Genomic DNA, 26,273 nt, shown 5'->3' with positions numbered 1-26,273 from the left:
ATAACTGCTGATTGCACGAGGTGCTGAACATGCTGCCCATGGATCTTGAACTGTTTAATCCAGAAGCCTTTCAGCGCAAGCTGGATGAAACCTCACAGCCCATAGCCATTTACCGCAGCGCCATCGAGCATGCACGGATGGTGCTGGATCAACGATTTCTAGATCAGCAAGACATTCATGATTTAGTACACGCACGCGCTTGGTTTATTGATCAGCTGCTGAGCCATGCATGGTGGTCAAAAAGCTGCCCCACCGGCGGCTGTAATATGGCCTTGATTGCAGTAGGTGGTTATGGTCGCGGCGAATTACACCCGCATTCAGATATTGATTTACTGATCCTGTTGGAGCATGAAGATAATCAGTATTTGCACGAATACATTTCCGGTTTTCTGACTTTCTTATGGGATATCGGCCTTGAGGTCGGTCACAGTGTGCGCTCGGTTGCACAATGCGCCGAAGAAGCACGCAACGATCTAACCATCATGACCAATCTGCTAGAAAGCCGCTTAATCGCTGGTGAACAACAGCTGCTAGAGGACATGCGTAAGCGCATTGGCCCGCAGCATATGTGGTCCAGTGAGCAGTTTTTTATTGGTAAACAGCAAGAGCAACGCGAGCGCCATAATAAATACAACGATACCGAATACAATCTTGAACCCAACGTTAAAGGCTCACCTGGCGGTTTACGCGATGTGCAAACCATCATGTGGATCGCCCGCCGCCGTTTTGGTATGCGCACCTTAAGCAGTTTGGAAGCGCCAGGCTTTTTAACCGAAGGCGAGTACCGCTTGTTGGCAAATGCTCGGGCTTTTCTATGGCAAGTACGCTACGCTCTGCACATGCTATCTGGGCGTAATGAAGACCGCTTACTGCTCGACTTCCAGCACAAAATTGCTCATTTGTTTGGTTATGAGGATGATGACAACAAGCCTGCTATCGAGCACTTTATGCAAAAGTATTACCGCGTGGTAATGGGCATTTCGCAACTGTCCGATCTGATCAATCAGTACTTTGAGGAAACCATTGTCCGTATTGACTGTACCGATCTACCCACACCGATTAACCAGCGCTTTCGAATTCGCAGCGGTTATATCGAAGCCTGTAATCCGTATGTGTTTAGCGACACGCCCTCAGCTATTTTGGAAATCTTTGTGCTGTTAGCTCAGCATCCAGAAATCAAAGGTGTTCGTTCACAAACCATTCGCTTACTGCGCGATCATCGCCATTTAATTGATGATGAATTTCGCCAAGATGAGCGCAATATCAACTTATTTTTAGATTTATTTCGCTGCGAAGAAGGCATCCATATGAATCTACGGCGGATGAACCGCTATGGAATCTTAGGCCGCTACTTGCCCGAGTTTGGCCGCATCGTTGGGCAGATGCAACATGACCTCTTTCATATTTATACCGTGGATGCGCATACGCTGAATCTGATTAAGCATCTGCGCAAACTACGCCATCCTGACTTTGCTGAGAAATATTCCTTGGCCAGCGCCATTATGAGCCGCTTACCTAAACTTGAGCTGATTTATTTGGCCGGCTTATTTCATGATATTGGTAAAGGCCGTGGTGGCAATCACTCGCTATTGGGCGCTGAGATCGCCGAGGAATTCGGCAAACTGCACAAGTTGCCCTCTTGGGATACTCGCTTAATCACTTGGTTGGTGCGCAATCACTTGGTGATGTCTGTCACCGCGCAGCGTAAAGATATCTCTGATCCAGAAGAAATTTACAACTTTGCTTTACTGGTTGGCGATCAAGTGCGCTTAGATTATCTGTATGTGCTGACTGTCGCCGATATCAATGCCACCAACCCCACCTTATGGAACTCATGGCGCGCGCAACTGCTGCGTCAGCTCTATAGCGAAACCCGTCGCGCACTGCGCCGCGGCTTAGAAAACCCGCTGGAGCGCGAAGAACAAATCACCACGCGTCAAGCCACAGCATTAAGCTTGCTGACTGAGGAAGGCGCTGATTTAGAAGCCGTAGAGCAACTCTGGAATCACCTTGGTGATGACTATTTTTTACGCCACAGTGCCGGTGATATTGCTTGGCACAGTGCAGCTATTTTGCAACACAAAGATCATCTTGAGCCGCTGGTGCTGGTGCGTGAAACCACACAACGCGAATACGATGGTGGCACACAAATATTTGTTTACGGTGCGCACCGTCATGACTTCTTTGCTGTGACAGTCGCCACCCTCGACCAACTTGATTTGAGTACCTTAGACGCGCGAATTATGACGTCTAAGGGGCATTTTAGTATTGAAACCTATATTGTCTTGGATGCCGCCGGTGATCGCATTGGTGATGACCCCGAACGTATTCAGCAAATCCGTAGCGGGTTGACTGCGGCGCTGCGCAACCCTGCGGACTACCCAGCTATTATTCAACGTCGTGTACCGCGTCAACTTAAGCATTTTTCTTTCACCCCACAAATCACCATCCATAATGACGCATCACGCCCCTATACCATCGTTGAAGTGATTGCCCCAGATCGTCCGGGCTTATTGGCGCGTATCGCAGGTATTTTTCTAGAGTTTAATTTGGCGGTGGTTAACGCAAAAATCATTACCCTCGGTGAGCGCATTGAAGATGTGTTTTTTATCACCGACGCAGAAGGTTTACCCTTGGCTGATCCAGACCTGTGCCACGCACTGCAAGAAAGCATGATTGCACAACTCTCGACTGGCGCCAGCGGCACCGTCACCCATTTATCAAGTGTGTATTAATAAGGATATATATGGACAACCCTCTCAACGTTATGACGACCTTAATCACCATTGGTATGTTTTGCTTGGCCTTTGGTTATAATTGGCGTGAGCGCTCATGGGGTATTGCCCTACTAATGTTTGGCATGCTGTGTATGTTTGGTTCAATTGTTTACCGCGTCAACTTGGCTATTCTTTAAACGTTGTTACGGAGGTTTTATGAGCGACTTAACCCTGTATGGCATTAAAGCCTGCGACACCATGAAAAAAGCCCGCACATGGTTGGATGCGCAAGGTAAAACCTATACTTTTCACGATTACAAAAGTGTTGGCATTGATCAAACGCATTTAGAGCAGTGGTGCAACGAGCATGGTTGGGAGAAAATTCTCAACCGTGCTGGGACTACATTCCGTAAACTCGATGACGCCAGCAAAGCCGACCTTGATCAAGCCAAGGCCATATCGTTAATGCTGGCACAGCCGTCGATGATCAAACGGCCGGTCCTCGATTTAGGTGAGCGTACACTTGTCGGCTTTAAGCCTGAGCTGTATCAAAGCGCCTTCAATAGCTAGCTTGCATACTTCGCTAAGCTTTACACTGGCTTCTCGCATAAGGAATTCTCATGTCGCAATCCCTGTTTAGTATCGCTTTTGGTGTCGGCACCCGTAACCGTGAAGCTCAATGGCTAGAGGTGTTATTTCCTCGCCCTTTATTGCACCCCAGCGCGGAATTTGTAAAGCGCATTCAAGCAATCTTGGGCTACAGCGGCGGCAATCAAGTGATCGACTTTAACTTTGCTATAGCCTCTGATTTAGCCCATGCACTCAAGCGCATCGACCCTGAACAAAGCGCCTTGCTGGTGCGTTTAGCAGAAAGCCATAAACCCACCGTGGCCTGCATCTTAGAGCATGACTCACAGCCACAATCAGTGCCGGAGGCGTACCTCAAGCTGCAGCTGATTTCACACCGTTTGTGCAAGCCACACGAAATCAATCTATCCGATTTATTCAATGTATTGCCCAATGTCGCCTGGACCAACCGTGGCGCGATAGATATCAATGAAGTGGCTGATCAACAATTAGAAGAGCGCATTAAAGGGCGCATGCTCAATGTTTTCTCAGTTGACAAACTGCCCAAGCTGACCGATTACGTGGTGCCCAAAGGCATTCACATTGCCGATGCTGCGCGCGTGCGTTTAGGCGCTTACGTCGGCGAAGGCACCGTGGTATTGCAAGAAGGCTCAATCAGCTTTAATGCCGGTACCCAAGGCGCCAGCACTATTGATGGCTGTATCGCCTCTGGTGTTTTGATTGGTGCAGATTCAACCCTGCAAGGTGGCTGCGCGATGGCCAGTTCGAGCAATCAACCGCTGATCAGCGTCGGCCATCACTGCGTAATCAACAGCCATGCTGATGTAGGCATCTCACTCGGCAACCGCAATACTGTGGAAGCCGGCCTGCTCTTGACCGCTGACACCAGCGTCACTGTTTTCAATCGCGCAAAGCACGTGCTAAGAACTGTTTTAGCCAGCGAGTTAGCCCTGCAGGATGATTTATCTTTTTACCGCAACCCAGTAACGGGCGAGGTCGAGTGCATCAGCAGCACTGAATAAAAAGGACGTCACGGGCAGTATGCAGCGCTCTTGCTGCTCGTGCTGCTTGAGTCTGTGTCGTACTTTTAACACGCTTACCTTTGTGCGATGGATATACCTGCAATGTTTCTACCCTCCCCTTGGCGTCAATTTTTCCCCGGTATTGCTGCTCTAGCTGAGCAGCAACAGGTGTGGCTCGACAGTGCCGCGACTGCGCAAAAACCGCAAGTAATGATTGATGCACTGACTGACTATTATCAACAGGGTGTCGCCAATGTGCATCGCGCTCAGCATATGCCTGGTGAGCGCGCCACTCGCGCATTTGAAGCGGCACGCAGGCGTATCGCCAACTGGCTAGAAGCCCATGAGCACGATACGCTGATTTTCACCAAGGGCAGCACTGAAGGCATCAACCTGCTGAGCCAGGCGTTAGCGCATCACTTTAACGCTGGTGATGAGATTTTTATCAGCGCCTATGAACACCATGCCAACCTGCTGCCGTGGCAGCAATTAGCCCACAACCGCGGCTTGACCTTAAAGGTGTTGCCCATGGACGCTGACGGGCACCTTGATATTGACTACGCCATTGCCCAGCTTTCGCCGCGCTGTCGCGTGCTGGCTGTGAGCACGCTGTCCAATGTGGTTGGCCATAAGCAATTATTGCAGCGCCTGCTGGATGCCGCACATAAAGTTGGCGCGTGGACAGTGATTGACGGCGCGCAAGCCGCGGTACATGAGCGCCCTGATTTGCAACAGTTGCACTGTGATTTTTTTGTCTGCTCGGCGCATAAAATTTATGGTCCGGATGGTGTTGGTGTGCTGTTTGCCCGCGAGCGCGCGGTATCAGCACTACGCCACTGGCAGTTTGGTGGCGAAATGGTGCGCCACTGTGATTATCAGCAGGCTGAGTTTTTACCAGCACCCTTGGGCTTTGAGCCTGGCACGCCGAGCACTGCCAATGTGATTGCTTTTGCGGCCACACTTGACTGGCTGCAAGATTTAGACAGCCAAGCCATTGTTGAGCATGAAGCGGCATTACATGCTGCTGTCCTCGAGGGCTTGCATTCACGCGGCATGCAAATCATTGGCTCGCCCAACTGTGCACTGGTCAGTTTTAATGCCCCGCAGGTGCACCATGCGGATTTGGCTTTGCTGCTCGGTGAGCAAGGCGTAGCGGTGCGTGCTGGGCATCATTGCGCTATGCCGCTTATGAAGCGCTTAGAGCTAACCGGCGCCGTGCGTGTATCGCTGGCCATGTACAACAATGGCGATGATATTAAGCGATTTTTTAGCGCCCTCGATCAAGCTTTAGAGATCCTGCAGTGAGCGAACTAAGCGCCGCAGCACAGCAGGCTGTGAAAGACTTTCAAGGCTGCCAACAGTGGGAGCAGCGCGCCCGCCTGTTACTGCAATTGGGTGCGCAACTGGAGGAGCTGCCAGAGGATCTGCGCGAACCTGACAACTTAGTGCAGGGCTGTGAAACACGTGTATGGCTGCGACTTGATCAACGCTTTGAGCCACCACGTTTTCAGTTGGCCAGCGAAGCACGTTTATTGCGCGGCTTACTGGCTTTGCTGCTGTTGCGGATTGATGGCTTGAGCGCTGAACAGATTGCCACTGTGGACCTCAGCGCTTGGTTTAGCCAGTTGGGCTTGAGTAAGCAATTATCACCCTCACGCAGCAATGGCTTGAATGCCGTACTTGAACGCATGCGCGCGTTACTTAAACAGCCTATTTAATCCTCACCCCTAAACCCACTAGCGCCACCGTCAACGTGTTATCACCCCTTCCTGTTACTGCGCACTGATGGCTTGAGCGTTGAGCAGATTGCCAGCCCAGCTTGCGCAGTTGGGCTTGGGCAAACAGTCATTATCCTTGTGCAATAATAGTCTGCAAGCTGCCCTTGAGCGCATGTGCAGATAACTTAGGCAGAGTGTTTAAATTGAGCGTTAACGCCTGATCCAAGGGTAATTCCCCGAAACAAACAGAGACTCTAACCGCGTGGATGATGCTCGCTGTGCAACGCCTGTAAGCGGGCACGCGCGACATGGGTATAAATCTGTGTCGTGGATAAATCACTGTGCCCCAGCAACATCTGCACCACGCGCAGATCTGCACCATGGTTTAACAAATGCGTGGCAAACGCATGCCTGAGCGTATGCGGCGATAACGGTTTAATGATGCCTGCGGCTTTGGCATGTATTTTAATTCGATGCCAAAAGGTTTGTCGCGTCATCTGTTGGCCACGTTGGCTGGGAAACAGCACATCGGTTGTTGTCGTCGTCAGCAGCTGCCCGCGTCCTTCTTTGATATACAGCATCAACCAGTCCAAAGCGGTTTCCCCCAGCGGCACCAAGCGCTCTTTAGAGCCCTTACCCATTACTCGGACAATGCCTTGGCGGGTATTGAGTTGATCCAAAGTTAAACTAATCAATTCGGTGACACGCAAGCCGCTGGCATACAGTACTTCGAGCATGCAGCGATCACGCAAACCCAGCGCCTCTTGCACGTCTGGCGCAGCCAACAACTGTTCAACATCCGCTTCGGATAAAGTATCGGGCAATGCACGGCCAATCTGTGGCAATTCAACCTGCAGCATTGGGTTTTCAATAATCTGTCCCTCCTCAAGCAGGTACTGATAAAACCCCCGCGCACCGGATAGAAACCGTGCTGTCGAGCGCGCCTTGTAGCCTGTTTCTAAGCGCCAGCTTAAATATTCCAATACTGTATCGCGTCGCACTTGTTGTAAGTTTTGTCCGCGCTGTAGCAGCCACTGAGCAAATTGCTCAAGGTCGCTGCGATAGGCCATCCGTGTGTTATCAGCCAATCCACGCTGCAACCACGCCGCATCCAAGAATCGCTTTAATGCGGATAAGTCAGGCTGCGAATGAGTCGTCATTTTGCTAATACCTTATTCTCATAGCTGAACATCGCAAATTTTAGGGCGGGTACTTGTGCCCGCGTGAATGCCGCGCGCGAGTTTTGCCGATGTATTCATCTGCCGATTATGGATGATACCGATCTAATTGCACGCAAATTATTGATTGTAATGGTGTTCTTGCGCAGGACTTGATCAATGCTCCCGGTGTGATACCACATGAATACAAATCCGCATTGCACACGCCGCAACTATCACACTATCAAAAGCTTCGAACATTATCTGTGCATGACGCAGCGTGCAAGTGTTGTTATTCCCTTAACACGCCTTCCTGGCGTGATGCGGGCGCTACGCCATCCATGGCTACGCTTGCCACAACACCCGCACACTGCAGTTGATCATTGATGTGGTTTTCAAGTGTGTAGCATGGCTCTTTTAAAGGCAAAAGCATCGAGCATTATTTGCGCATGGCGCAGCGTGCAAGTGTTGTTCTTCCCTTAACACGCCTTCCTGGCGTGATGCGGGCGCTACGCCATCCATGGCTACGCTTGCCACAACACCCGCACACTGCTATTGATCATTGATATTGTTTTCAAGTGTGTAGCATGGCTCTTTTAAAGCAGGTGCTCTGAGTCGGAACCAGAATCAGAAAAAACCGCTTGCCAAACTTAACGTGTAAATACAAATTCTCCAGAAACAGACGAGCCCTATATCGATCATGCTAACAGCGCCGCTGATCAACGAGTGCTTCGGGTTGGTGTGACAAGCGTGCCAAGGATGGCACGCGCCGGAGTTGAACCCAGGATGGGTTCGTCGACGGAAAAACACCCACCCCGAAGTACGGTATGCCACGCACAAGCTATTAAAAACTGACGAATAAACACCCACCCAGAAGTACGCTATGACACGCAATGACCAGTACACTCAAATAAAAAGTCTCAGAAATCATTGGCGCACGCCGCAGCTTAAAACTTATACCCCAGAAACAACAAAGCAGCCCTTAGGCTGCTTTGTTTTGAAACATTGGACGAATTAACGTGCCAATTTTTCTTTAATACGTGCTGCTTTACCAGACAGAGCACGTAAGTAGTACAGTTTCGCTTTACGAACATCACCACGACGCTTAACAGTAATGCTGTCAATCAGTGGGCTGTAAGTTTGGAACGTACGCTCAACGCCTACGCCGCTAGAAATTTTACGAACAGTGAACGCACTGTTAATACCACGGTTACGCTTAGCAATGACAACACCCTCGTAGGCCTGTAAACGCTGGCGATCACCTTCACGTACTTTTACTTGAATAACTACAGTATCACCGGCGGCAAATACTGGAATTTCTTTAGACATTTGTTCAGCTTCAAGCTGAAGAATAATTTTGTTCGTCATTCTATGCTCCTGAAGGCAAATCCTTATGATTTACCATCGATACGTTAATTAACTATCGTTCTGTTGGGCAAAATATTCGTCCAACAGCATTTTCTCTTCTCCAGAAAGCGAGCGGCTATCCAGAAGATCAGCGCGACGCTCTGCAGTACGCCCTAAGGCTTGTTGCAATCGCCAGCGCCGGATATGTTCATGGTTACCACTCAGTAGCACCTCAGGAACATCTTTGCCTGCATACCTAACCGGTCGCGTGTAATGCGGGCAGTCGAGAAGACCATCACTAAATGAATCTTCTTGCGCGGAATCTGCATGGTTTAATGCCCCTGGCAGCAACCGCGTTACAGCATCAATCAGCACCATTGCCGGCAGTTCACCACCAGACAACACATAGTCACCAATTGACCACTCTTCATCGACGTAGGTTTCAATAAAACGCTCGTCAATGCCTTCATAGCGACCTGCAATCAGAATTAAATTATCCTGGGTTGCTAACTCGCTGACCGCGGCTTGATTGAGCTGACGGCCTTGCGGCGACAGGTAAATAACCTTTGCCGGCCCTCCTATGGATTGCTTAGCCGCAGCTAATGCATCCTCAAGAGGCTTGATCTTCATCACCATGCCTGGACCACCACCGAAAGGTCGGTCATCCACTGTTTGGTGTCGATCTCCAGTAAAGCTGCGGGGGTTCCAGCAATTAAGCTCTAACAACCCTTGCGTTACTGCACGACTGGTAATGCCATACTCGGTAATCGCAGCAAACATCTCAGGAAAGAGGCTAATAACGTCAACGCGCAAAGCATTTACTCATTAAAAATCCGCATCCCATTCGACATGCATCTCGCCTGCTGTCAAATCCACCGACTGTACACAATGCTGCGTATACGGCAGCAAACGCTCTTGATCATCGATGCTGTCAGCACAAGGCTTAACAACCAATACATCATTCGCGCCAGTCTCAAGTAAATGGTCAACAATCCCAAACAACTGCTGGTCTTGATTGATCACCTTTAAACCTTGTAGTTGATGCCAGTACAACTCATCTTCGGCTAACTCAGGCAATTCACTGCGCAACACACAAATTTCATAGCCGGTCAATGTTCGTGCAATTTCACGATCGTCTAAGCCTTCAATTTTTGCTGCAAGCGCTTTACCCTGTAAACGTCCGCTGGCCAACTTTACTTGCTTAATCTCATTGTCACGGCGCAATTGCCAGACCGGATAGTCAAGTATATTTTCCATTGGCTCAGTAAAAGAATGTACCTTTACCTCACCACGCACACCATGTACCGCACCGACTTTGCCGAGAACGACCAAGTCATCTGCTGCTGGGGGCGTTTTACTCATAGCCAATTAAGCAGTAGCTTCAACAGTGGCAGCTTTCTTCAACAATTGCGCAACGCGCTCTGAAGGCTGTGCACCTTGGCTTATCCAGTAGTTAGCGCGCTCTTGGTCTACAGACAAACGTACTTCACCACCAGTTGCAACTGGGTTGAAGAAACCAATGCGCTCTACGAAACGACCATCACGAGCTTTACGGCTGTCAGCCACTGTCAGATGGTAGAAAGGGCGCTTTTTAGAGCCACCACGAGCTAAACGAATAGTTACCATTAAAGTTTTTTCCTTTAAGAATATTACAATCAAAACGAACCAAAGACATGCATGGCCCGAAAGGCCGCATATTCTAAGGTTTATCCGCCCCTTTGCATAGGGCTATTTTGCACTCCGTTGCGTGTTCACATCTTGGGCATCCCGCCTGCCCCAGGCAACATACCACCAAGACCGCGCATCATCTTGCTCATGCCGCCCTTGGTGCTGAACTTTTTCATCATCTTTTGCATCTGTTTATGCTGCTTAATCAGACGACCAACATCCTGCACTTGCGTGCCCGAGCCCATGGCAATGCGGCGACGACGTGAGCCACTGATAATGTCAGGGTCACGACGCTCGCCTGGTGTCATTGAGTTGATGATCGACTCCATTTGTTTAAATTGTTTTTCCGCTGCGCCTTGGGCACCGCCCATTTGCGCTAAATTCATATTACCCATGTTCGGCATTTTTTCTAACATGCTGCCCATGCCGCCCATCTTATTCATCTGTTGCAACTGATCACGGAAATCTTCGAGATCAAAGCCTTTACCTTTCTTGAGCTTTTTGGTGAGCTTTTCAGCCTTAGCCTTATCAATAGTTTGCTCAGCCTGCTCAATTAAGCTGAGCACATCACCCATACCCAGAATGCGCGAAGCAATACGATCTGGATGGAATGGCTCTAAGGCATCACTTTTTTCACCCATACCCAAGAATTTAATCGGTTTACCGGTAATGGCGCGCACCGACAGCGCTGCACCACCACGCGCATCACCATCAACTTTAGTCAGCACTACACCGGTTAACGGCAAGGCATCATTAAAGGCTTTTGCGGTATTGGCCGCATCTTGGCCGGTCATGGCATCAACCACAAACAGCGTCTCAACAGGGTTGATCGCCGCATGCAATTGTTTGATTTCCGCCATCATCTCGCTATCAACGGCTAAACGTCCGGCGGTATCAACCAGCACCACATCAATGAACTTGAGCTTAGCTTCTTTAATAGCAGCGAGCGCAATGTCTTGTGGTTTTTGGCTGATATCGGATGGGAAAAAAGTTACGCCCACCTCACCGGCCAAGGTTTGCAGCTGTTTAATCGCCGCAGGGCGATACACGTCGGCAGAGACCACCATCACGCTTTTCTTTTTGCGCTCTTTTAAGAAACGCGCCAGCTTTCCGACCGTTGTGGTTTTACCGACACCTTGCAAACCAGCCATCAGAACTACAGCAGGCGGTGCAACATTGAGCGCTAAATCTTCGTTAGCAGCGCCCATTAAACTTTCAAGCTCAGCCTGAACAATCTTAATAAAAGCTTGGCCTGGCGATAGACTGCGCGAGACTTCAACACCTACCGCACGGTCACGCACCGAGTTTACAAAGTCTTTAACGACAGGTAAGGCCACATCCGCCTCAAGCAACGCCATACGCACTTCACGTAAAGTGTCTTTAATATTGTCTTCTGTCAGGCGTGCTTTGCCCGTGACATGGCGCAGGGTTTGCGCAAGGCGATCAGATAAATTGTCAAACATACAAAGCCCTCAACATGTGTGCGGCAACAGCGGGCATCAATGATTAAGGCCCTAGCGTCAATAAACTGCTGCAAGCAAGTGCTACTACAATCAAGAGAGTATAACCGATCCTGCGTAGCACGACAGTGCCCCGTATGCAGTTAGGTTAAACTGCTGGCTTATTGAGGAATTTTTTATGTCATCACCTGCACCACCTATCGTCCTAGCCTCCAGCTCAAGCTACCGCCGTGAGCTGTTGACTCGTTTGCAGTTGCCCTTCACCTGCCACAGCCCTGAGATTGACGAAAGCCCGCTGAGCAATGAAACAGCACACGCATTAGTGCAGCGCTTAGCCTTAAGTAAAGCCCGAGCTTTAGCTGAGCACTACCCGCAGCATATTATTATTGGCTCAGACCAGGTGGCGGTACTCGATGGACGCATCATCGGCAAACCTGGACACGCAGAAGGCGCAACACAACAACTCAGCGCTGCCAGTGGCCGTAGCGTTTCTTTTCTAACCGGACTGGCCGTGATCGATACTCGCACAGATATAGAGCAGGTCGACTTAGTGCCCTTTACTGTGCATTTTCGCACCCTTAGCGCAACTCAAATCCAACGCTATATAGCCCGTGAGCAACCCTTTGATTGTGCCGGTAGTTTTAAATCAGAAGGGCTCGGTGTGAGTCTGTTTCGCGGCACTGAAGGCACTGACGCATCAAGCTTGGTGGGCCTGCCACTGATTCGACTGTGCGACATGCTTAATGCCTGCGGCATTGCCGTGCCATAGTTATTTGCGCAGTAAGAATATTTGTCGGTTTTTATAGCGCATGGACTTTATAGTGCGCGGGTTTTCTGCTTGAGGATATAAATGGTTACACCAACAGCACTGACCAGCATAAACACACGCACCCAAAATAAGGGCACAATCCACATTGAGAAACTGATACTGGCCCACATCAAGACTAACGCCCAAATTTTGCCTCGCAGCGGCAAACCTTGACCATCCAGATAGTCTCGCACCCAAGGCCCAAGTCGAGGATGCATAACCAACCACAGGTAAAAGCGCTTAGAGCTGCGCGCAAAACACGCAGCAGCCAATAACAGGAACGGCGTGGTAGGCAAGACCGGCAAAAAAATACCAATCACGCCCAACACTACACATAAGCAACCGCAGGCAAACAACAAGTAACGCAGCGTAAGACTACGGGCCTGGCGCTGCTGTGGGTCTTGCATAGCCAGCGATTAATTGCGCGGCTTGAGCAGCACTGGTTTCTCTTCAGGCTCTAAGCACAATAAAAACAGCGCTGTTAGGACTTCAGGTATTTGCTCGATCATGCTGTCGACTAAATCCGTATCTTTGGCGATTTCAGCAAAGTCCGGCTGTTCATCAAACAGGCCTGAAGCAACCATAATCGGCAATAACAGCTCACTGACTTCGTCTTCTGCGTCTTCAAACCAGACGTCTTCACGCAAGAACACGCCTTCCATAAAACCGACACACCAGCCGCGCAAATCAGAATCATCTGGCTCATCGCCTAAATCCAACTCACAAGGCAGCGCCATGTCATCATCACTGGCCAACTGTCGCTCAATCTGAGCTTTTAGCTGTAACAGCCCTGCTTTAATATCAGCTTCTTCAGCCTCATCACGGTAGTGTGGTGGTTCAGCAAATAGCGCGTCAATCCACTCTTCAGTAGGTACTTTTTCAGTGCAAATAGATAGCGCGGTCAAATAACCGTGCGTAGCAATATAATCAAGCGCCTCATCATGCAGTTCGTCAGCATCGAGGAAAGCTTGCAGGCGGGTCTGTTGCTCAGCGAGAGACATGCGTGATTACCATAAAAATGAATTGAACCTTGATTGTAGTCCAGCTCGGCCATAACAGCTAGGCCTTGACGCTCTGTTAGGCATAACTACAGCTAAAGATGCAGTCCTGCGCTGATTTACGCGTATAATGCGCAGCTGGATTTGGAGAATGGCATGCAAAATCAGGCGTTACAGACGCTAAAAAGTGTTTTTGGCTATGATGCGTTTCGCGGTCAGCAGTCGGCAATTATAGAGCGCATCTGCACAGGAAAAGATGCACTGGTGCTGATGCCGACCGGTGGCGGCAAATCATTATGTTATCAACTGCCCGCCCTGTTACTTGATGGATTAACCGTGGTGGTGTCGCCGCTGATTGCTCTGATGCAAGATCAAGTGGCCAGTCTTGAAGAGCTCGGAATACCAGCAGCTGCGCTTAATTCATCGATGAGTCACGAGCAACAGCGCGATATTGCTGAGCGTTTGCGCCGCCAAGAAATTAAGCTGCTGTATTTAGCGCCAGAGCGTTTGGTGCAACCGCGCATGCTGGCTTTTTTACAGCACTTGCAAATCAGTTTATTTGCCATTGATGAAGCACACTGTGTCTCGCAGTGGGGGCATGACTTCCGCCCTGAATACCTGAAGCTGGGCCAACTTGCTGAACTATTCCCAGAGGTGCCACGCATTGCGCTAACGGCGACAGCTGATAAGCGCACTCGCGCAGAAATCATCAATCGCTTGCACTTACAGCACGCCGAACGCTTTCTCTCCAGCTTTGATCGCCCGAATATTTTTTACCGCATCACCCCAAAAGATAACCCTCGCAAGCAACTGCTGGACTTCTTAGCGCAACGCAAAGGTGACGCAGGAATTATCTATTGTTTGTCTCGCAAAAGCGTTGATTCGACCGCTGAGCTTCTAAGCAGCAAAGGCTTTCCTGCGCTGCCCTATCACGCGGGTCTCGATAGCGATCAGCGCGCCTTTAATCAAAAACGCTTTCTCAATGAAGAGGGCCTGATTATGGTGGCGACCATAGCCTTTGGCATGGGCATTGATAAGTCTAACGTGCGCTTTGTCGCTCACCTTGACTTACCTAAATCCTTAGAAGCCTACTACCAAGAAACCGGTCGTGCCGGACGTGATGGTCTGCCCGCCGACGCATGGATGGTGTATGGCTTACAAGACGTGCTGATGCTCAAACAAATGCTCGGCAACTCCGAAGGCGATGAACGTCATAAGCGCGTCGAACAACACAAGCTTGAAGCCATGCTGGCACTCTGCGAAGAAACCCGCTGCCGCCGCCAAGCCTTGCTCGCCTACTTTGATGAAGACATGCCACAGCCGTGCGGGCACTGTGACAACTGCATCGACACCATTGAAACCTGGGATGCCACTGATGCGGCACGCCAAGCCCTATCGGCGATTCACCGCACCGGGCAACGCTATGGTGTCGGTTATTTATCAGATGTCTTGCAAGGCCGCGAGAATGATCGCGTGCGCGCCCTTGGCCATCAGCACCTGAGTGTGTTTGGAATTGGCAAAGCGCTCAACGACCACCAGTGGCGCTCTGTGTTTCGGCAATTGGTTGCGCGCAGCTTAATTGATGTGGACGTTGAAGGCTTTGGCGGCCTGCGCCTCTCAGAAAATTGCCGGCCACTGTTACGTGGCGAAACCACACTGCTGCTGCGTCGTGACCTCACCCCACAAACTAAAACGCCACGCAGCAGCAGCCAAGCCAGTCAGTTGGTACGCAGCCATGAGCGTGAGATGTGGGAAGCTTTACGCACGCTGCGTCGCCACCTGGCAGAAGAACACAGCGTACCGCCTTATGTGATTTTCCCTGACTCTACATTACTAGAGATGCTGCGCGAGCAGCCTGAAGATCTCGATGATATGGCACAGATCAGCGGGGTTGGTGCGCGCAAACTGGAACGCTACGGCGCAGCCTTTTTACGTGTTCTTAACCAAACCGACAGTCCCGCTGTACAACCTGCGCCCAGCAGCCAAGACCTACGCCATGAACTGGTGACATTGGCACGCAGCGGCATGACCCCTGAGCAAATTGCGCAGCAGATGCAATGCAGCCTAAAAAACGTATACAGCCTGATGGCGCAGGCCATTAGCGCTAACTTATTGAGTCTTGAGCAAGCGCTGGACTTACCCGAACAGCTGCTGGGTGATATTCAGGATGCGTTTTTACAAGGTGATGGCGAGCTACCCAGCGTGGCCAGTATTGCTGAGCAATTCACCCCACAGATAGAGGAAGGCGTGCTGTACTGCGTACGCGCGGCCTTAGAGGCCGAGCTTGGTAGCATGGTATAAGCCAGTATCAGTTATGCTCAGCCGTTAAACCATGCACGTCTGTGTTTTTTGATAATTATCAAGGCGCATTTTTTTATGCTATGCAAGACTGCCCCTCCAAATTCAGGGCGTGGAGGTTTAGCATGTCCCGCACACAAACACCTTTGATTTACTCGTGCTCTGGCTGCTCAAACCTTGCGCAACTGGCCAACACCCTAGCAGTACGCCTTGATCGCGCTGGTATTGCTGAGATGTCATGCATTGCCGGTGTTGGTGGTGATGTAAAATCTTTGGTCAAAAAAGCGCAGTCAGCGCGCCCCATATTAGCGATTGATGGCTGTCACCTGCATTGCGTCAAAGCCTGTCTAGAGCGACACGCAGTTGAGCCTAGCGAACACATCACCCTCAGTGACTTCGGGCTACGTAAACGCTACGGGGAGGACTGCTCAGCCGAAGAAGCTGACGAGTTATTTACTGAGTTAAGTAATCTTATTGCCAGCGACAAACTTTCTAAGCAGGCTTAAACACGAGCGGCTGGACGCGCAATAATTCGCCAATCATCTGCAATAGCGCGCATCTCTACAATCTGTAAGCGTACAGCCGCTGACATCGTTGCAATCGGCAATTGCATTAATGGTTGCGCCGTAGAACCCAACAGCATCCCAGCCATATAGATATAGAGCTCATCCACCAGCCCCGCCTGGATAAAAGCACCGGCTAACTGCGGCCCCGCCTCAACCATCAATTCATTGATACCGCGCTGTGCCAGCACCTGCAGCAAAGCATGCAAGTCAAGATAGCCGTCTGTCTCAGGCAGCTGAATATATTCAATACTGGCAGTATTGGCCGGCGGGGTTTGATAGGTCGCCACCAAAACCGGCCCAGCGCTAAAAAACGCCAAGTCAGTCGGTACACGCAAGCGCCCATCAATGACAATACGCAGCGGTGGACGCGATAAGGCCAACTCACGCAATTCAGGGCTGAGCGGTAATTCTTGCGCTCGCACCGTGAGGCGCGCATTGTCGGTCATCACCGTATCCGCGCCGGTAACAATAGCACTGGAGCGGGCACGCAAGCTCTGCACATCAGCCCGTGCCGCAGGGCCGGTAATCCACTGGCTTTCACCACTGGCCATGGCCGTGCGCCCATCTAAACTCATTGCTAGCTTTAAACGGACAAAAGGCAGCCCTTTCTCCATTCGTTTAACAAAGCCGCAATTTAATGCGCGTGCCGCAGCAGCCAGCTCCCCATCAAGCACATCAACTTGAATGCCCTGTGCGCGCAAATGCTCAATGCCACGCCCAGCAACCTGCGGATTAGGATCTTGCATGGCTACCACCACACGCTGCACACCCGCTCGCACCAAGGCTTCAGCACAGGGCGGTGTGAGGCCATGATGACTGCATGGCTCTAACGTCACATAAGCGGTAGCGCCTTGTGCGCGCGCACCTGCCTGTTGCAAAGCATGCACTTCAGCATGTGGTTCGCCGGCACGCCGATGCCAGCCCTCGCCCACTACCTGCTGATCGGCAACAACCACACAACCCACGCGCGGATTGGGATGGGTGCTGTACAGTCCTTGCTCGGCAAGACGCAAGGCATGCGCCATATAGACTTGATCGTTCACTCTTCTACAGGGTCTTCGCTGACTGCGGAACTGCGTGACATCAGATCGATTTCTTTACGAAACTCATCCAAATCTTGAAAGCGGCGATACACTGATGCAAAACGAATATAAGCCACTTCGTCAAGCTGCTTAAGCTCATTCATTACCAGCTCACCCACCACCAGCGACTGCACTTCACGTTCGCCAGCTGCACGCAATTTACGTTTAATCCGCGCTACGGCTTCTTCTAAACGCTCCAAACTGACTGGGCGCTTTTCCAGCGCTCGCAGCATGCCTGCACGAAACTTATCTTCATCAAAGGGTTGGCGACTGCCATCTTGCTTGATTAAGCGCGGCAAAATTAAATCGGCCGTCTCAAAGGTGGTGAAGCGCTCTTCACACAACAAACATTCACGCCGACGACGCACTTGATCGCCATTGGCCACTAAGCGCGAGTCAATCACCTTGGTATCATTGGCACCACAGAAAGGACAATACATACAGAATGATCGCTTATTAAAAACAAAGAAGTCAGATAGTAGCTTATCTATCCAATAAGAAAAACTGTCCAGCAGTCGTATACATCAGAAGACACAACTCAGGTTATGCAGCCCATGACTGCCAAAGAGCATGGAGCTAGTGCTTAGCCTCTACAATCAAAGCACCCTGCTCTTCGCGCCAACTGACACGACTCAAAAAACTCATACCCAACAGTACGTCACGCGGAAACTGGCTATCAAGCACCATAGCATCCACACCCAAGACTTCAATAGCACCTAATTTAACGCTATTAAGATACACCCGCCATGCTTGCTCAGTGCCGCTCGCCGTACTGACCATTACAGGTGTGCCAGTGTTTTTAAAATCCAAACCCAAGCGGCGTGCTTGCGCTGCATTCATGGCGATGGTCGTCGCGCCTGTATCCACCATAAAAGGAACACTGTTGCCATTGACTGAACCTGTGACCCAGTAATGTCCCGCAGCACCTTTACTAATGGTTAAACGGCGCTTTTCCGGCGTAGCAAAACCACCACTGCCATAATCACGACTGAGCGTGTGTGTGCTACTAACCCCATCAATGCTAAGCACTGCCGAACGGCTGTCAGCACTGACAACCTTAATACCTTGTGGCCCAGTTTCTCCTGCTTTGACCAAGGTGCGCTGACCATCAATGCTAAGCACTGCTGCATTGGGAAACAGCCCAACTACCTGCACATGTGGTTGCGCCACAACGGCCAAGCTCAAGATTAGAAAAATTACACTTGCAATATATTGGACGATTCTCATCACTGCCTCTCCTTAACCCGCTAGCAGCGGTACGTCCGCCCACCATGTTGCATACAAAAGCGCTGCAGCAATTAGCCCTGCCAACATATCATCAAGCATGACACCTAAACCACCACTGACATGGCGATCAAGCCAAGAAATGGGCCAAGGTTTAAAAATATCTAGCACCCTAAACACAATAAAACCCAGCAACCACCACTGCCATGAATTGGGCAGCAAGATCAGAGTTATCCATATTCCAACCATTTCATCCCAGACAATACCACCGTGATCATGCACGCCTAAATCATCTGCCACGCGGCCACACAGCCAAATACCAAATACACTGGCCAATACAATCACCACTAAACCCAGCCACAAGGGCAACAGGTACAGTAACGGCATCAGCGCCAAGCCTGCCAGCGTACCCCAGGTGCCAGGCGCTTTTTTAGCGAGACCCGTGCCAAAACCAAAGGCTAAAAAATGCCAGACGTTGCTCCATACTTTAGGGGCTTGCATAGGTCGCTTTTTCCTTAAGTAAAATGCTGATAACCACTGCGGCGCTGGCTAACCGGCTGCCCGAGATCATCCAATAACTGCACACCGGCGCCGGCACACACTTGACCGACAACCTGCACCGCGGGGAATTGTTGTTGTAATTGTGTGAGCTCATGCGCTGCAAGCGTAAAGGCCAACTGATAGTCATCACCACCACTAAGCGCACAATCTAGCGCAGCAGCATCACCCAGCAATTGTTGCGCTGCAGTTGCCACTGGAACGCGTGCTTGCTGAATCTGCAAGCAAACGTTAGAGGCTTTGGCAATATGCCCGCAATCTGCTAATAAACCATCGGATATATCCAAGGCTGCATGGGCTTTGCCGCGCAGGTATTGACCTAGTCGCAATTGCGGCTGGGGTGACCAGTACGCCGCTAATAACTGCTGCTGGGTATCTGCAGCAATTGTTTGTGGATCAATCTCAGCTAGAACCACAGGAACCGCAGCAGCGCCAGCACCTAACGGGCCACTCACGCAGAGTACATCACCAACCTGTGCACCAGAGCGTAATAACGCCTGCTGCTTAGGCACTGCGCCCATGACTGTCATTGTCATTGCTAAAGGCCCACGGGTGGTATCGCCACCAACCAGAGTGATTGCACAGCGCTGCGCCATTGCACTCAAGCCTTCACTAAAGGCTTGCAGCCAAGCAGCATCAATCTGCGGCAACGTCAGGGCCAGGGTAAAACCAATAGGGGTTGCACCCATTGCCGCCAAATCGCTGACAGCCACGGCTAAAGCGCGCTGACCGAGCAAAAATGCGGGAGAGTTTTCCGGAAAATGAATGCCACAGACGAGAGTATCAGTCGACACGGCACAGCTGTGCCCTGCAGGCAGCTGCAACAGCGCGCAATCATCTCCAATACCTAAAGAGACATTTTCACCGCCCTGCGCACAGGCAGAGCGGGTGAAAAAATGTTGAATCAACTCAAATTCATTCATCAAGCAGCACTCACTTTATTTAAGTTGGGCGAGCGCCGCCGCGACTTATTTGTTATTGAGTTTAGCGTCACGAATTTCCGCTCCGCGCAAGCGCAGAGCTAATTTATCCAATACACCATTAACATACTTATGGCCATCGGTGGCACCAAAGGTTTTAGCCAACTCGATGCCTTCGTTAATTACGACACGATAGGGTACATCAATACGCGTACTCAACTCCCACGTCGCTAAGCGCAAGATAGCCCACTCCACAGGATCCAACTCATGCATGGGGCGATCAAGCAAAGGTTCGATCAGGGCGTCAATTTCACTTTTCTTACCTGGCACACCGCGTAAAATCTCATTGAAATACACACCGTCGACACCCTCGAAATCATTATCTACACGAAACTGTGCTTCAATTTCATTGAGGTTTTGTCCAGCTACATGCCATTGATATAGCGCCTGCATCGCCAAGGTGCGGGCCACGCGTCGCATCGCAATGCGTCCTTTCGCGCGCACTGGTGGATTATCACGACAGTCGTCGTTATTTAAGCTCACTTGGCCTCCAGCTGCGCAAGCAGACTCACCATTTCCAACGCTGACAGCGCTGCTTCGCCACCTTTGTTGCCGGCTTTAGTGCCCGAGCGCTCAATGGCTTGCTCAATAGAGTCGACGGTGAGCACGCCAAATGAAACCGGCACGCCAAACTGCATTGATACCATAGCTAAACCTTTGGTGCACTCGCCTGCAACATATTCAAAGTGCGGTGTACCACCACGAATCACTGCGCCTAAGGCAATAATTGCAGAGAATTCTTTACGCTCAGCTACTTTCTGGGCAACGAGCGGCAGCTCAAAAGCACCTGGCGCACGAATCACAGTAATGGCATCTTCACTCACACCGTGACGTACTAATGTATCAATTGCACCACTGACAAGGCTTTCTACAACAAAGCTGTTGAAGCGGCCAACAACCAGTGCGAACTTGCCTTGCGGGGCAACAAAGGTACCTTCGATTGTCTTCAAGGTCATGTTTTTCATCCTAATAAAGAGCGAAGGAACAGCCATATAAAGCTGCTCCAGTAACAGTTAATTCTGCGGTTGTAGGTATTCTACAACTTCTAAGTCGAATCCGGATATGGCATTAAAGCGCATTGGCGTACTTAATAAACGCATTTTGCGCACACCTAGATCACGTAAAATCTGCGAACCGGCACCTACTGTACTGTAAGTGCTCGGTGTTTTCGCAGTCTTGCCATCACCATCAGCACCCAGTTGCCGCTCTAAATGCGCCAACAAACTGGAGCCGGTCATTTGGTTACCCAATAATAACACCACGCCACTGCCGGCTTTGGCCACTTCAGCCATGGCTGCACGTAAGCTCCAGCGCTGACTTTGCTTGACCATAAACAGGTCGCGCAACGGGTCCATATTATGCACCCGCACCAATGTCGGTTGTTCTGGACTAATGGTACCTAAGGTTAGGGCTAAATGGACATCACCCACAGTGGATTCACGGTAGGTGACTAAGTTAAAGGTCCCCAACTCACTGTCGAGTACTTGCGTAGAAACACGCTCAATCGTGCGCTCATGGATCATACGGTAATGAATTAAATCAGCGATGGTGCCAATTTTAATACCGTGCTCTTGGGCAAAAACTTCCAGCTCTGGGCGGCGCGCCATGGTGCCGTCGTCATTCATAATCTCGCAGATCACACCGGTCGGCTCATGGCCACCCAAGCGCGCTAAATCACAGGCTGCTTCAGTATGACCGGCCCGCGCGAGTACACCGCCCGCTTGTGCCATTAACGGGAAAATATGCCCAGGGCTGACAATATCAGCCTCTACAGCGTCTTTCGCTGCTGCTGCTTGCACGGTACGGGCGCGGTCTGCCGCCGAGATACCAGTGGTCACGCCTTCAGCCGCTTCAATCGAAACAGTGAATTTGGTACCAAAGCCTGAAGCGTTATGCTGCGCCATTAGCGGCAAACCTAAGCGCTCGCAGCGCTCGGCAGTCATGGGCATACAAATCAAACCACGCGCATGCTTGGCCATAAAATTAATGTGCTCAGCGGTCACGCACTCAGAGGCGATAATTAAATCACCTTCGTTTTCGCGATCTTCGTCATCCATCAAGATGACCATTTTACCGTCGCGTATATCTGCAACAATGTCTTCAATCGTATTTAGTGACACGGGATAACCCTTCAATTAAGAACGCATAAAACCATGCTCTGCTAAAAACTCTGCAGTAATGGCTTGGCTGGTTGGCTCAGCGGCTTTTTCACCTTGCAACAATCGCTCAAGGTAGCGGGCAATTAAGTCAATTTCCAGATTAACTAAATGCCCTGCTTGGTAGTCCGCCATAATGGTTTCTTGCAAGGTGTGCGGAACAATGGTCAGCTCAAATTCGCTGCCATTGACGCCATTCACCGTCAGGCTGGTGCCATCCACGGTAATCGAGCCTTTCATCGCGATATAACGCGCCAGCTCTTTGGGTGCGCGAATCCAAAACTGCACCGCTCGGGCGCTGTCACTACGCGACAGCACTTCGCCGACACCATCCACGTGCCCGCTGACTAAATGCCCACCTAAGCGCGTGGTCGGCAATAAAGCTTTTTCTAAATTAACTGGGCTGCCGTTTTTTAAATTTACAAAGGCACTACGGGCCAAAGTTTCACGGCTGACATCAGCGCAAAAGCCATCACCGGGTAACTCAACCACTGTTAAGCACACACCATTGACGGCGATACTATCGCCTAGCTTTACATCGCCTAAATCCAGTTTTCCTGTGGCCACACGCACGCGCACATCACCGCCGGTTGGGGTCATGCTGCGTATTTGGCCGATTGCTTCAATTATTCCTGTGAACATAAAACCTCCGCACAAGACGATCTGTGTGATACGTCTATGTCGACCTCCTGTTTACTATCAAACAAGGCTATTTTTGATCGAATGGGAGTGTGCCATGCAAGGTATGCACGGTAACGGATCCCGCTCTCTCTTCATCCGGACTGTAACCGTCGGCCTTGGGATCTCACCAAGTCTGCTGACCTTGCTCACCTTAAGTCACAGGGTAAACAAGCGCTCGTGGGCTATGCCATTATTTGGCAATTACCACCGGTGGGGAATCTCGCCCCGCCCTGAGAACGTCGCCAACATCGTTGTGTATTGGCGCGGTACGTTTTACCACATATTGCACTGCTCTGCACGGCCCGCTCGGCGTTGTGCGTCATAAATTTTCACAGGCATCAAGCCATACATAAGTCGCGCAGCTGGCCAAGCAGTTTTGAGCCGCGAGCCAGCGACTGCTGGACTGTTGCTCGGCCACGCTAAATCAAGTGGCGACAATGATTAGCCATCACCTACACCAGAGGCTCTAAAAGAGCGACTTCAACACCGCACTTTTATAGCTAAAGAAGAGGTAACGCGCTGACAGCCGTGCCCTACCATTGCCAATAATGTAAACGCCTGTTGCGCCTAGCTGTAACCTGGAAAAAAATCTTGCTTTAAATGATCGTCCGCCACACCCATGCCTTTGAGAACCTCACCCAAGCTTTCGACCATGGGTTCAGGACCCGACACATAAAAAAGCGGCTTCTGAATATCGGCAACAACTTTTCTAATCAGACGCTCATCAATGCGTTGCGGCGCGATGATATGGTGAATGATCAGATTTGGATTATTTTCTGCAAAACCTTGCAGCTCTTGCTGAAACGCAATGCCATCGTCACGATTGCCATACAGTAATGTGGCGTTGAGTTTTACCCCCGCATGATCTGCCTCTTTAAGGATCGAATAAAATGGTGTGATCCCAATACCACCAGCGATAAAGACATAGCTCTGCGTCTGATCCTCGATGACAAACTCACCATCTAGGTCGCTCATTTCTATCGTTTCACCAATTTGCAAGGCGTGCAGAGCGGTTTTAAAACTACTACCGTTCTCATTGGCAAAGCGTGTGGTAATCATCAGCTTTTTTTCAGACGGTGCCGAGGCGATAGTAAACCAGCGCTCTTCGCCACGGCTGTCCATCGGCTCATGCTCAAGCACACATTGGATAAACTGGCCCGCCTTCCATTCCACTGGCTCAGCAGGATTAAAGACAAAGGATTCAACCCTCGGCGCTTCTACTTTTCTACCAATAAGAGTCAGTTTCATAGCCTGTCTACCTCGCTATTTTAGTTTTATTGCCACGACAACCGGTTTTATAAAAAGTCTTTATCTAGCCACTTGCACTTTAGCATCTGAGCTAGAACAAGGGCTTTATGGCGAACTTAATCTGTTTGCCCAACAAATCAAAACCGCCACCTTGTACTACTGAACGGCGGCCACGAGCAAGAAGGCAGCACGGATAAACTCGGCGCTAAACGGGTCAAATATTGCGGACCCTTTCCAGCAGCCGCGAGTACTGGAATGCAAAAAGACCGACACAGCCCTTAGTTCAAAAACCTTCATTGATCGCTGCGCGCAACAAATCAGCAAGACGAATAACACCAAGCAGACGGCGCTCATCATCCACAACAGGGATGTCTTCAACGCGGCATTTCTCGTGTAACTGGAAGATATCGTGCTGATGGAGAAGATCGTTAACGTCCTCTTCGAGCCCAGCGCAGAGAACACGATCATCCATATGCTCAGCAACGCTGCCGAGAGTGATCCGCTCAACCATTTCACGCAAACTATGGGCAGGGCTCAGTTCGGCCAACAATAAACTGGCTAGGTGACAAAATCCAAGATGTCCGCAGACACGCCCTTCAGCATCTAGAACAAAGATGTCACGGCCTTCAGGATGGTGCAGCAGCAGCCGCGCGGCATCATCAAGACTGCTGTCTCCAGCAATGGTTAACGCCAGCACCGGATGAATTACAAGCCATTCACTGACCTTCATCGTGTCATTCTCCTTTTAAGGTTTTACTGGCAGCGCCGATCTCACCAGCGCGAGCCAGTCCATAACGGGTACCCAGCGCGCCGAGCGTTTCAGTGAGAATCGTGCTAGCGGTAATAATATTAACAACCAAAAGAGCTAAACCCTCGAGCCCCGCCACCCCTGTAAGCAGCAGAGCCATGCCGATAGCCACTCCACCCTGCGGTAGCATGACCAAGCCAACATTATGACTGATAACACGTGGCGCACCGGCAAGCTTTGCTCCAAGCCATGCACCGAAAATCTGTCCACCGGCTCGTAATACGAAATAGAGCAGGATCAACCAAGCATGACCTAGAATAACAGCAGGGTTGAAGTGCAAACCAGCAAAGGTAAAAAACAGCACAAACACCACCTCTTGTAGTTTTTCAAGGGGGCGAAATAAGGATTCCGAATGCGCTCCACCAAACAGGCGAGCAGAAAACCCTAGTGTTATTGCTGTGAGTAGCGGCGAGAAATCCCAGATTTGCGCGAGCCCCGTGAGCAAGATAATACCGCCCAGCAACACCACCAGTCGCAACTCTTGTTCAGGCAGATACCGTGCAACGCGCTCAATCAGCAAACCACCCAGCATACCGAAGCTGATTGCTGCCCCAATCTCCCAGATCAGTGCCGGTATAGCGGCATTAAAGCCAGAACTCTGCAGCGAAGCCAGTACCAGCGAAAAGATGATCAGCGCAATCGCGTCATCCAAAGCCACCATACCTAACAGAGCGGTCGTCAGTGGACCGCGGGCACGGTATTGGTGAGTAATCGCGACAATGGCAGCCGGCGCCGTGGTGGTGGAAATCGCTGCGAGCAGCAGAGCGAGCGAATTGTTAGACAGCTCGGGGACGGTCAAGCCAAGCAACAAGAACCCAGCCAGCACGGCCAGAAAACTACCACTGACTTTACCCAAAGTCGCAGTAACGATGACCCAGCCGAGCTGACGTAGCTGACTGACAGTGACCGCACCACCGATTAGGTAGGCAACAATCCCCAGCGCGACAGCCACCATCGGCAGAGTCCATTCGGCACTTTCGATGCCTAATGCACCGCCAAGAAAATCTGGGGCGAACATAATACCAGCAAGGATATAACCAACGACCCGCGGCACATGAAAAAAATAACTACCCAATGTGCCGAGTGCTAACCCCACAATGAGCAACAAACCAATCAACAGAATTTCCATCTAACCTCCAATATTCTCCCTCTGTTACCACCATGGGCTAGGTCTGCTAATTACGCAACA

Annotated in this window: 30 protein-coding genes and 1 riboswitch; of the genes, 10 read left to right on the top strand and 20 right to left on the bottom strand. The window is 50.6% G+C overall.

Going from position 1 to position 26,273, the window contains the following annotated elements:
• The first annotated feature begins 29 nt into the window (after window positions 1–29).
• The 6 genes from FXF61_RS03305 to FXF61_RS03285 all read left to right on the top strand — a co-directional run bounded on the left by FXF61_RS03305 (window position 30) and on the right by FXF61_RS03285 (window position 6,045).
• Complete coding sequence (locus tag FXF61_RS03305) at window positions 30–2,735, top strand: [protein-PII] uridylyltransferase (protein ID WP_151183930.1); 2,706 nt, start codon at window positions 30–32, stop codon at window positions 2,733–2,735.
• Between the two features lie 11 nt (window positions 2,736–2,746).
• Window positions 2,747–2,914 (top strand): hypothetical protein, encoded by a 168-nt coding sequence (locus FXF61_RS14860; protein ID WP_178087254.1) that lies wholly within the window; start codon window positions 2,747–2,749, stop codon window positions 2,912–2,914.
• Window positions 2,915–2,933: 19 nt separating this feature from the next.
• On the top strand, window positions 2,934–3,287 hold the full coding sequence (locus FXF61_RS03300) for an ArsC family reductase (RefSeq protein WP_151183929.1): 354 nt from the start codon (window positions 2,934–2,936) through the stop codon (window positions 3,285–3,287).
• Between the two features lie 50 nt (window positions 3,288–3,337).
• On the top strand, window positions 3,338–4,327 hold the full coding sequence (locus FXF61_RS03295) for a 2,3,4,5-tetrahydropyridine-2,6-dicarboxylate N-succinyltransferase (protein WP_151183928.1): 990 nt from the start codon (window positions 3,338–3,340) through the stop codon (window positions 4,325–4,327).
• Between the two features lie 102 nt (window positions 4,328–4,429).
• Window positions 4,430–5,632, top strand: a complete 1,203-nt coding sequence (locus FXF61_RS03290; RefSeq protein WP_151183927.1) for an aminotransferase class V-fold PLP-dependent enzyme — start codon at window positions 4,430–4,432, stop codon at window positions 5,630–5,632.
• A complete protein-coding gene (locus tag FXF61_RS03285; protein WP_151183926.1) occupies window positions 5,629–6,045 on the top strand; it encodes a SufE family protein in 417 nt (138 codons plus the stop codon). The genes FXF61_RS03290 and FXF61_RS03285 overlap by 4 nt, the downstream gene beginning before the upstream one ends.
• Before the next feature lie 254 nt (window positions 6,046–6,299).
• Here FXF61_RS03285 and xerD read toward each other — a convergent pair whose 3' ends face one another.
• On the bottom strand, window positions 6,300–7,205 hold the full coding sequence (gene xerD / locus FXF61_RS03280) for a site-specific tyrosine recombinase XerD (protein ID WP_151183925.1): 906 nt from the start codon (window positions 7,203–7,205) through the stop codon (window positions 6,300–6,302).
• A 198-nt stretch (window positions 7,206–7,403) separates the two neighbouring features.
• Here xerD and FXF61_RS14855 point away from each other — a divergent pair, with 198 nt between their 5' ends.
• Entirely contained in the window at window positions 7,404–7,589 is a 186-nt protein-coding gene (locus FXF61_RS14855) for a hypothetical protein (protein ID WP_178087253.1), read from the top strand.
• Between the two features lie 627 nt (window positions 7,590–8,216).
• Here the strand turns inward: FXF61_RS14855 and rplS are convergent.
• The 5 genes from rplS to ffh all read right to left on the bottom strand — a co-directional run bounded on the left by rplS (window position 8,217) and on the right by ffh (window position 11,680).
• Window positions 8,217–8,570 carry a 50S ribosomal protein L19 gene (gene rplS, locus FXF61_RS03275; protein WP_151183924.1) on the bottom strand — a complete coding sequence of 118 codons (354 nt, stop codon included), beginning with the start codon at window positions 8,568–8,570 and terminating at the stop codon, window positions 8,217–8,219.
• 48 nt (window positions 8,571–8,618) lie between these two features.
• Window positions 8,619–9,362, bottom strand: a complete 744-nt coding sequence (gene trmD, locus FXF61_RS03270) for a tRNA (guanosine(37)-N1)-methyltransferase TrmD (RefSeq protein ID WP_151183923.1) — start codon at window positions 9,360–9,362, stop codon at window positions 8,619–8,621.
• Window positions 9,363–9,374: 12 nt separating this feature from the next.
• Entirely contained in the window at window positions 9,375–9,911 is a 537-nt protein-coding gene (gene rimM / locus FXF61_RS03265) for a ribosome maturation factor RimM (protein ID WP_151183922.1), read from the bottom strand.
• A 6-nt stretch (window positions 9,912–9,917) separates the two neighbouring features.
• Window positions 9,918–10,175: a 30S ribosomal protein S16 gene (gene rpsP, locus FXF61_RS03260; RefSeq protein WP_151183921.1), complete on the bottom strand. Its 258-nt coding sequence runs from the start codon at window positions 10,173–10,175 to the stop codon at window positions 9,918–9,920.
• Between the two features lie 125 nt (window positions 10,176–10,300).
• Window positions 10,301–11,680 (bottom strand): signal recognition particle protein, encoded by a 1,380-nt coding sequence (gene ffh / locus FXF61_RS03255; RefSeq protein WP_151183920.1) that lies wholly within the window; start codon window positions 11,678–11,680, stop codon window positions 10,301–10,303.
• 175 nt (window positions 11,681–11,855) lie between these two features.
• Here ffh and FXF61_RS03250 point away from each other — a divergent pair, with 175 nt between their 5' ends.
• Entirely contained in the window at window positions 11,856–12,446 is a 591-nt protein-coding gene (locus tag FXF61_RS03250; RefSeq protein ID WP_151183919.1) for a nucleoside triphosphate pyrophosphatase, read from the top strand.
• Between the two features lie 47 nt (window positions 12,447–12,493).
• Here FXF61_RS03250 and FXF61_RS03245 read toward each other — a convergent pair whose 3' ends face one another.
• Window positions 12,494–12,892, bottom strand: coding sequence for a YbaN family protein (locus FXF61_RS03245; RefSeq protein WP_151183918.1), 399 nt, complete (start codon window positions 12,890–12,892; stop codon window positions 12,494–12,496).
• A 9-nt stretch (window positions 12,893–12,901) separates the two neighbouring features.
• The gene (locus FXF61_RS03240; protein ID WP_151183917.1) at window positions 12,902–13,486 is read right to left on the bottom strand and encodes a YecA family protein; all 585 of its coding nucleotides are present in this window, start codon (window positions 13,484–13,486) and stop codon (window positions 12,902–12,904) included.
• A gap of 153 nt (window positions 13,487–13,639) precedes the next feature.
• On the opposite strand from FXF61_RS03240, the gene recQ reads away from it, so the two are divergent.
• Together recQ and FXF61_RS03230 are read left to right on the top strand one after the other, a co-directional pair.
• Window positions 13,640–15,784, top strand: coding sequence for a DNA helicase RecQ (recQ, locus tag FXF61_RS03235; protein ID WP_151183916.1), 2,145 nt, complete (start codon window positions 13,640–13,642; stop codon window positions 15,782–15,784).
• Window positions 15,785–15,906: 122 nt separating this feature from the next.
• The gene (locus tag FXF61_RS03230; protein ID WP_151183915.1) at window positions 15,907–16,287 is read left to right on the top strand and encodes a putative zinc-binding protein; all 381 of its coding nucleotides are present in this window, start codon (window positions 15,907–15,909) and stop codon (window positions 16,285–16,287) included.
• Here the strand turns inward: FXF61_RS03230 and ribD are convergent.
• The 12 genes from ribD to FXF61_RS03170 form a co-directional block, all read right to left on the bottom strand.
• Window positions 16,284–17,372 carry a bifunctional diaminohydroxyphosphoribosylaminopyrimidine deaminase/5-amino-6-(5-phosphoribosylamino)uracil reductase RibD gene (gene ribD / locus FXF61_RS03225; RefSeq protein ID WP_151185988.1) on the bottom strand — a complete coding sequence of 363 codons (1,089 nt, stop codon included), beginning with the start codon at window positions 17,370–17,372 and terminating at the stop codon, window positions 16,284–16,286. The genes FXF61_RS03230 and ribD overlap by 4 nt on opposite strands.
• 14 nt (window positions 17,373–17,386) lie before the next feature.
• Window positions 17,387–17,869: a transcriptional regulator NrdR gene (gene nrdR / locus FXF61_RS03220; RefSeq protein ID WP_151183914.1), complete on the bottom strand. Its 483-nt coding sequence runs from the start codon at window positions 17,867–17,869 to the stop codon at window positions 17,387–17,389.
• 136 nt (window positions 17,870–18,005) lie between these two features.
• Window positions 18,006–18,656 carry a TIGR02281 family clan AA aspartic protease gene (locus FXF61_RS03215; RefSeq protein ID WP_151183913.1) on the bottom strand — a complete coding sequence of 217 codons (651 nt, stop codon included), beginning with the start codon at window positions 18,654–18,656 and terminating at the stop codon, window positions 18,006–18,008.
• Window positions 18,657–18,668: 12 nt separating this feature from the next.
• The gene (locus tag FXF61_RS03210; RefSeq protein WP_151183912.1) at window positions 18,669–19,154 is read right to left on the bottom strand and encodes a phosphatidylglycerophosphatase A; all 486 of its coding nucleotides are present in this window, start codon (window positions 19,152–19,154) and stop codon (window positions 18,669–18,671) included.
• Window positions 19,155–19,168: 14 nt separating this feature from the next.
• On the bottom strand, window positions 19,169–20,134 hold the full coding sequence (thiL, locus tag FXF61_RS03205; protein ID WP_178087252.1) for a thiamine-phosphate kinase: 966 nt from the start codon (window positions 20,132–20,134) through the stop codon (window positions 19,169–19,171).
• Between the two features lie 45 nt (window positions 20,135–20,179).
• Entirely contained in the window at window positions 20,180–20,674 is a 495-nt protein-coding gene (gene nusB / locus FXF61_RS03200; protein ID WP_256663486.1) for a transcription antitermination factor NusB, read from the bottom strand.
• Window positions 20,671–21,147 carry a 6,7-dimethyl-8-ribityllumazine synthase gene (ribE, locus tag FXF61_RS03195; protein WP_151183910.1) on the bottom strand — a complete coding sequence of 159 codons (477 nt, stop codon included), beginning with the start codon at window positions 21,145–21,147 and terminating at the stop codon, window positions 20,671–20,673. The genes nusB and ribE overlap by 4 nt, the downstream gene beginning before the upstream one ends.
• A gap of 57 nt (window positions 21,148–21,204) precedes the next feature.
• Window positions 21,205–22,311, bottom strand: coding sequence for a bifunctional 3,4-dihydroxy-2-butanone-4-phosphate synthase/GTP cyclohydrolase II (ribBA, locus tag FXF61_RS03190; RefSeq protein ID WP_151183909.1), 1,107 nt, complete (start codon window positions 22,309–22,311; stop codon window positions 21,205–21,207).
• A gap of 15 nt (window positions 22,312–22,326) precedes the next feature.
• Window positions 22,327–22,989, bottom strand: coding sequence for a riboflavin synthase (locus tag FXF61_RS03185; protein WP_151183908.1), 663 nt, complete (start codon window positions 22,987–22,989; stop codon window positions 22,327–22,329).
• Between the two features lie 118 nt (window positions 22,990–23,107).
• A riboswitch (FMN riboswitch) is annotated at window positions 23,108–23,270 on the bottom strand.
• A 325-nt stretch (window positions 23,271–23,595) separates the two neighbouring features.
• Complete coding sequence (locus tag FXF61_RS03180) at window positions 23,596–24,276, bottom strand: ferredoxin--NADP reductase (protein WP_151183907.1); 681 nt, start codon at window positions 24,274–24,276, stop codon at window positions 23,596–23,598.
• Between the two features lie 283 nt (window positions 24,277–24,559).
• Window positions 24,560–25,006 (bottom strand): HPP family protein, encoded by a 447-nt coding sequence (locus FXF61_RS03175; protein ID WP_151183906.1) that lies wholly within the window; start codon window positions 25,004–25,006, stop codon window positions 24,560–24,562.
• Window positions 25,007–25,010: 4 nt separating this feature from the next.
• On the bottom strand, window positions 25,011–26,213 hold the full coding sequence (locus FXF61_RS03170) for a cation:proton antiporter (RefSeq protein WP_151183905.1): 1,203 nt from the start codon (window positions 26,211–26,213) through the stop codon (window positions 25,011–25,013).
• Between the last annotated feature and the right edge of the window lie 60 nt (window positions 26,214–26,273).

This window comes from Pseudomonas sp. C27(2019) (assembly GCF_008807395.1).
In the GTDB taxonomy this organism is placed as follows: Bacteria; Pseudomonadota; Gammaproteobacteria; order Pseudomonadales; family Pseudomonadaceae; genus Denitrificimonas.
The sequence above is the reverse complement of the archived record's forward strand: the minus strand, read 5'-3'. Positions and strand labels throughout refer to the sequence as shown.

Excerpts from the sequence above, each read along its gene's own strand:
- FXF61_RS14860 (WP_178087254.1), top strand. The coding sequence starts at position 2,747 with ATGGACAACCCTCTCAACGTTATGACGACCTTAATCACCATTGGTATG.
- FXF61_RS03245 (WP_151183918.1), bottom strand. The coding sequence starts at position 12,892 with ATGCAAGACCCACAGCAGCGCCAGGCCCGTAGTCTTACGCTGCGTTAC.
- FXF61_RS03175 (WP_151183906.1), bottom strand. The coding sequence starts at position 25,006 with ATGAAGGTCAGTGAATGGCTTGTAATTCATCCGGTGCTGGCGTTAACC.
- FXF61_RS03250 (WP_151183919.1), top strand. The coding sequence starts at position 11,856 with ATGTCATCACCTGCACCACCTATCGTCCTAGCCTCCAGCTCAAGCTAC.
- FXF61_RS03180 (WP_151183907.1), bottom strand. The coding sequence starts at position 24,276 with ATGAAACTGACTCTTATTGGTAGAAAAGTAGAAGCGCCGAGGGTTGAA.
- thiL (WP_178087252.1), bottom strand. The coding sequence starts at position 20,134 with ATGAATGAATTTGAGTTGATTCAACATTTTTTCACCCGCTCTGCCTGT.
- ribD (WP_151185988.1), bottom strand. The coding sequence starts at position 17,372 with ATGGCGCATGCCTTGCGTCTTGCCGAGCAAGGACTGTACAGCACCCAT.
- FXF61_RS03290 (WP_151183927.1), top strand. The coding sequence starts at position 4,430 with ATGTTTCTACCCTCCCCTTGGCGTCAATTTTTCCCCGGTATTGCTGCT.
- FXF61_RS03210 (WP_151183912.1), bottom strand. The coding sequence starts at position 19,154 with ATGCAAGCCCCTAAAGTATGGAGCAACGTCTGGCATTTTTTAGCCTTT.
- recQ (WP_151183916.1), top strand. The coding sequence starts at position 13,640 with ATGCAAAATCAGGCGTTACAGACGCTAAAAAGTGTTTTTGGCTATGAT.
- FXF61_RS03240 (WP_151183917.1), bottom strand. The coding sequence starts at position 13,486 with ATGTCTCTCGCTGAGCAACAGACCCGCCTGCAAGCTTTCCTCGATGCT.
- FXF61_RS03295 (WP_151183928.1), top strand. The coding sequence starts at position 3,338 with ATGTCGCAATCCCTGTTTAGTATCGCTTTTGGTGTCGGCACCCGTAAC.
- nrdR (WP_151183914.1), bottom strand. The coding sequence starts at position 17,869 with ATGTATTGTCCTTTCTGTGGTGCCAATGATACCAAGGTGATTGACTCG.
- FXF61_RS03305 (WP_151183930.1), top strand. The coding sequence starts at position 30 with ATGCTGCCCATGGATCTTGAACTGTTTAATCCAGAAGCCTTTCAGCGC.
- FXF61_RS03170 (WP_151183905.1), bottom strand. The coding sequence starts at position 26,213 with ATGGAAATTCTGTTGATTGGTTTGTTGCTCATTGTGGGGTTAGCACTC.
- FXF61_RS03300 (WP_151183929.1), top strand. The coding sequence starts at position 2,934 with ATGAGCGACTTAACCCTGTATGGCATTAAAGCCTGCGACACCATGAAA.
- rimM (WP_151183922.1), bottom strand. The coding sequence starts at position 9,911 with ATGAGTAAAACGCCCCCAGCAGCAGATGACTTGGTCGTTCTCGGCAAA.
- xerD (WP_151183925.1), bottom strand. The coding sequence starts at position 7,205 with ATGACGACTCATTCGCAGCCTGACTTATCCGCATTAAAGCGATTCTTG.
- ffh (WP_151183920.1), bottom strand. The coding sequence starts at position 11,680 with ATGTTTGACAATTTATCTGATCGCCTTGCGCAAACCCTGCGCCATGTC.
- rplS (WP_151183924.1), bottom strand. The coding sequence starts at position 8,570 with ATGACGAACAAAATTATTCTTCAGCTTGAAGCTGAACAAATGTCTAAA.
- FXF61_RS03185 (WP_151183908.1), bottom strand. The coding sequence starts at position 22,989 with ATGTTCACAGGAATAATTGAAGCAATCGGCCAAATACGCAGCATGACC.
- FXF61_RS03230 (WP_151183915.1), top strand. The coding sequence starts at position 15,907 with ATGTCCCGCACACAAACACCTTTGATTTACTCGTGCTCTGGCTGCTCA.
- FXF61_RS03215 (WP_151183913.1), bottom strand. The coding sequence starts at position 18,656 with ATGAGAATCGTCCAATATATTGCAAGTGTAATTTTTCTAATCTTGAGC.
- ribE (WP_151183910.1), bottom strand. The coding sequence starts at position 21,147 with ATGACCTTGAAGACAATCGAAGGTACCTTTGTTGCCCCGCAAGGCAAG.
- FXF61_RS14855 (WP_178087253.1), top strand. The coding sequence starts at position 7,404 with ATGAATACAAATCCGCATTGCACACGCCGCAACTATCACACTATCAAA.
- rpsP (WP_151183921.1), bottom strand. The coding sequence starts at position 10,175 with ATGGTAACTATTCGTTTAGCTCGTGGTGGCTCTAAAAAGCGCCCTTTC.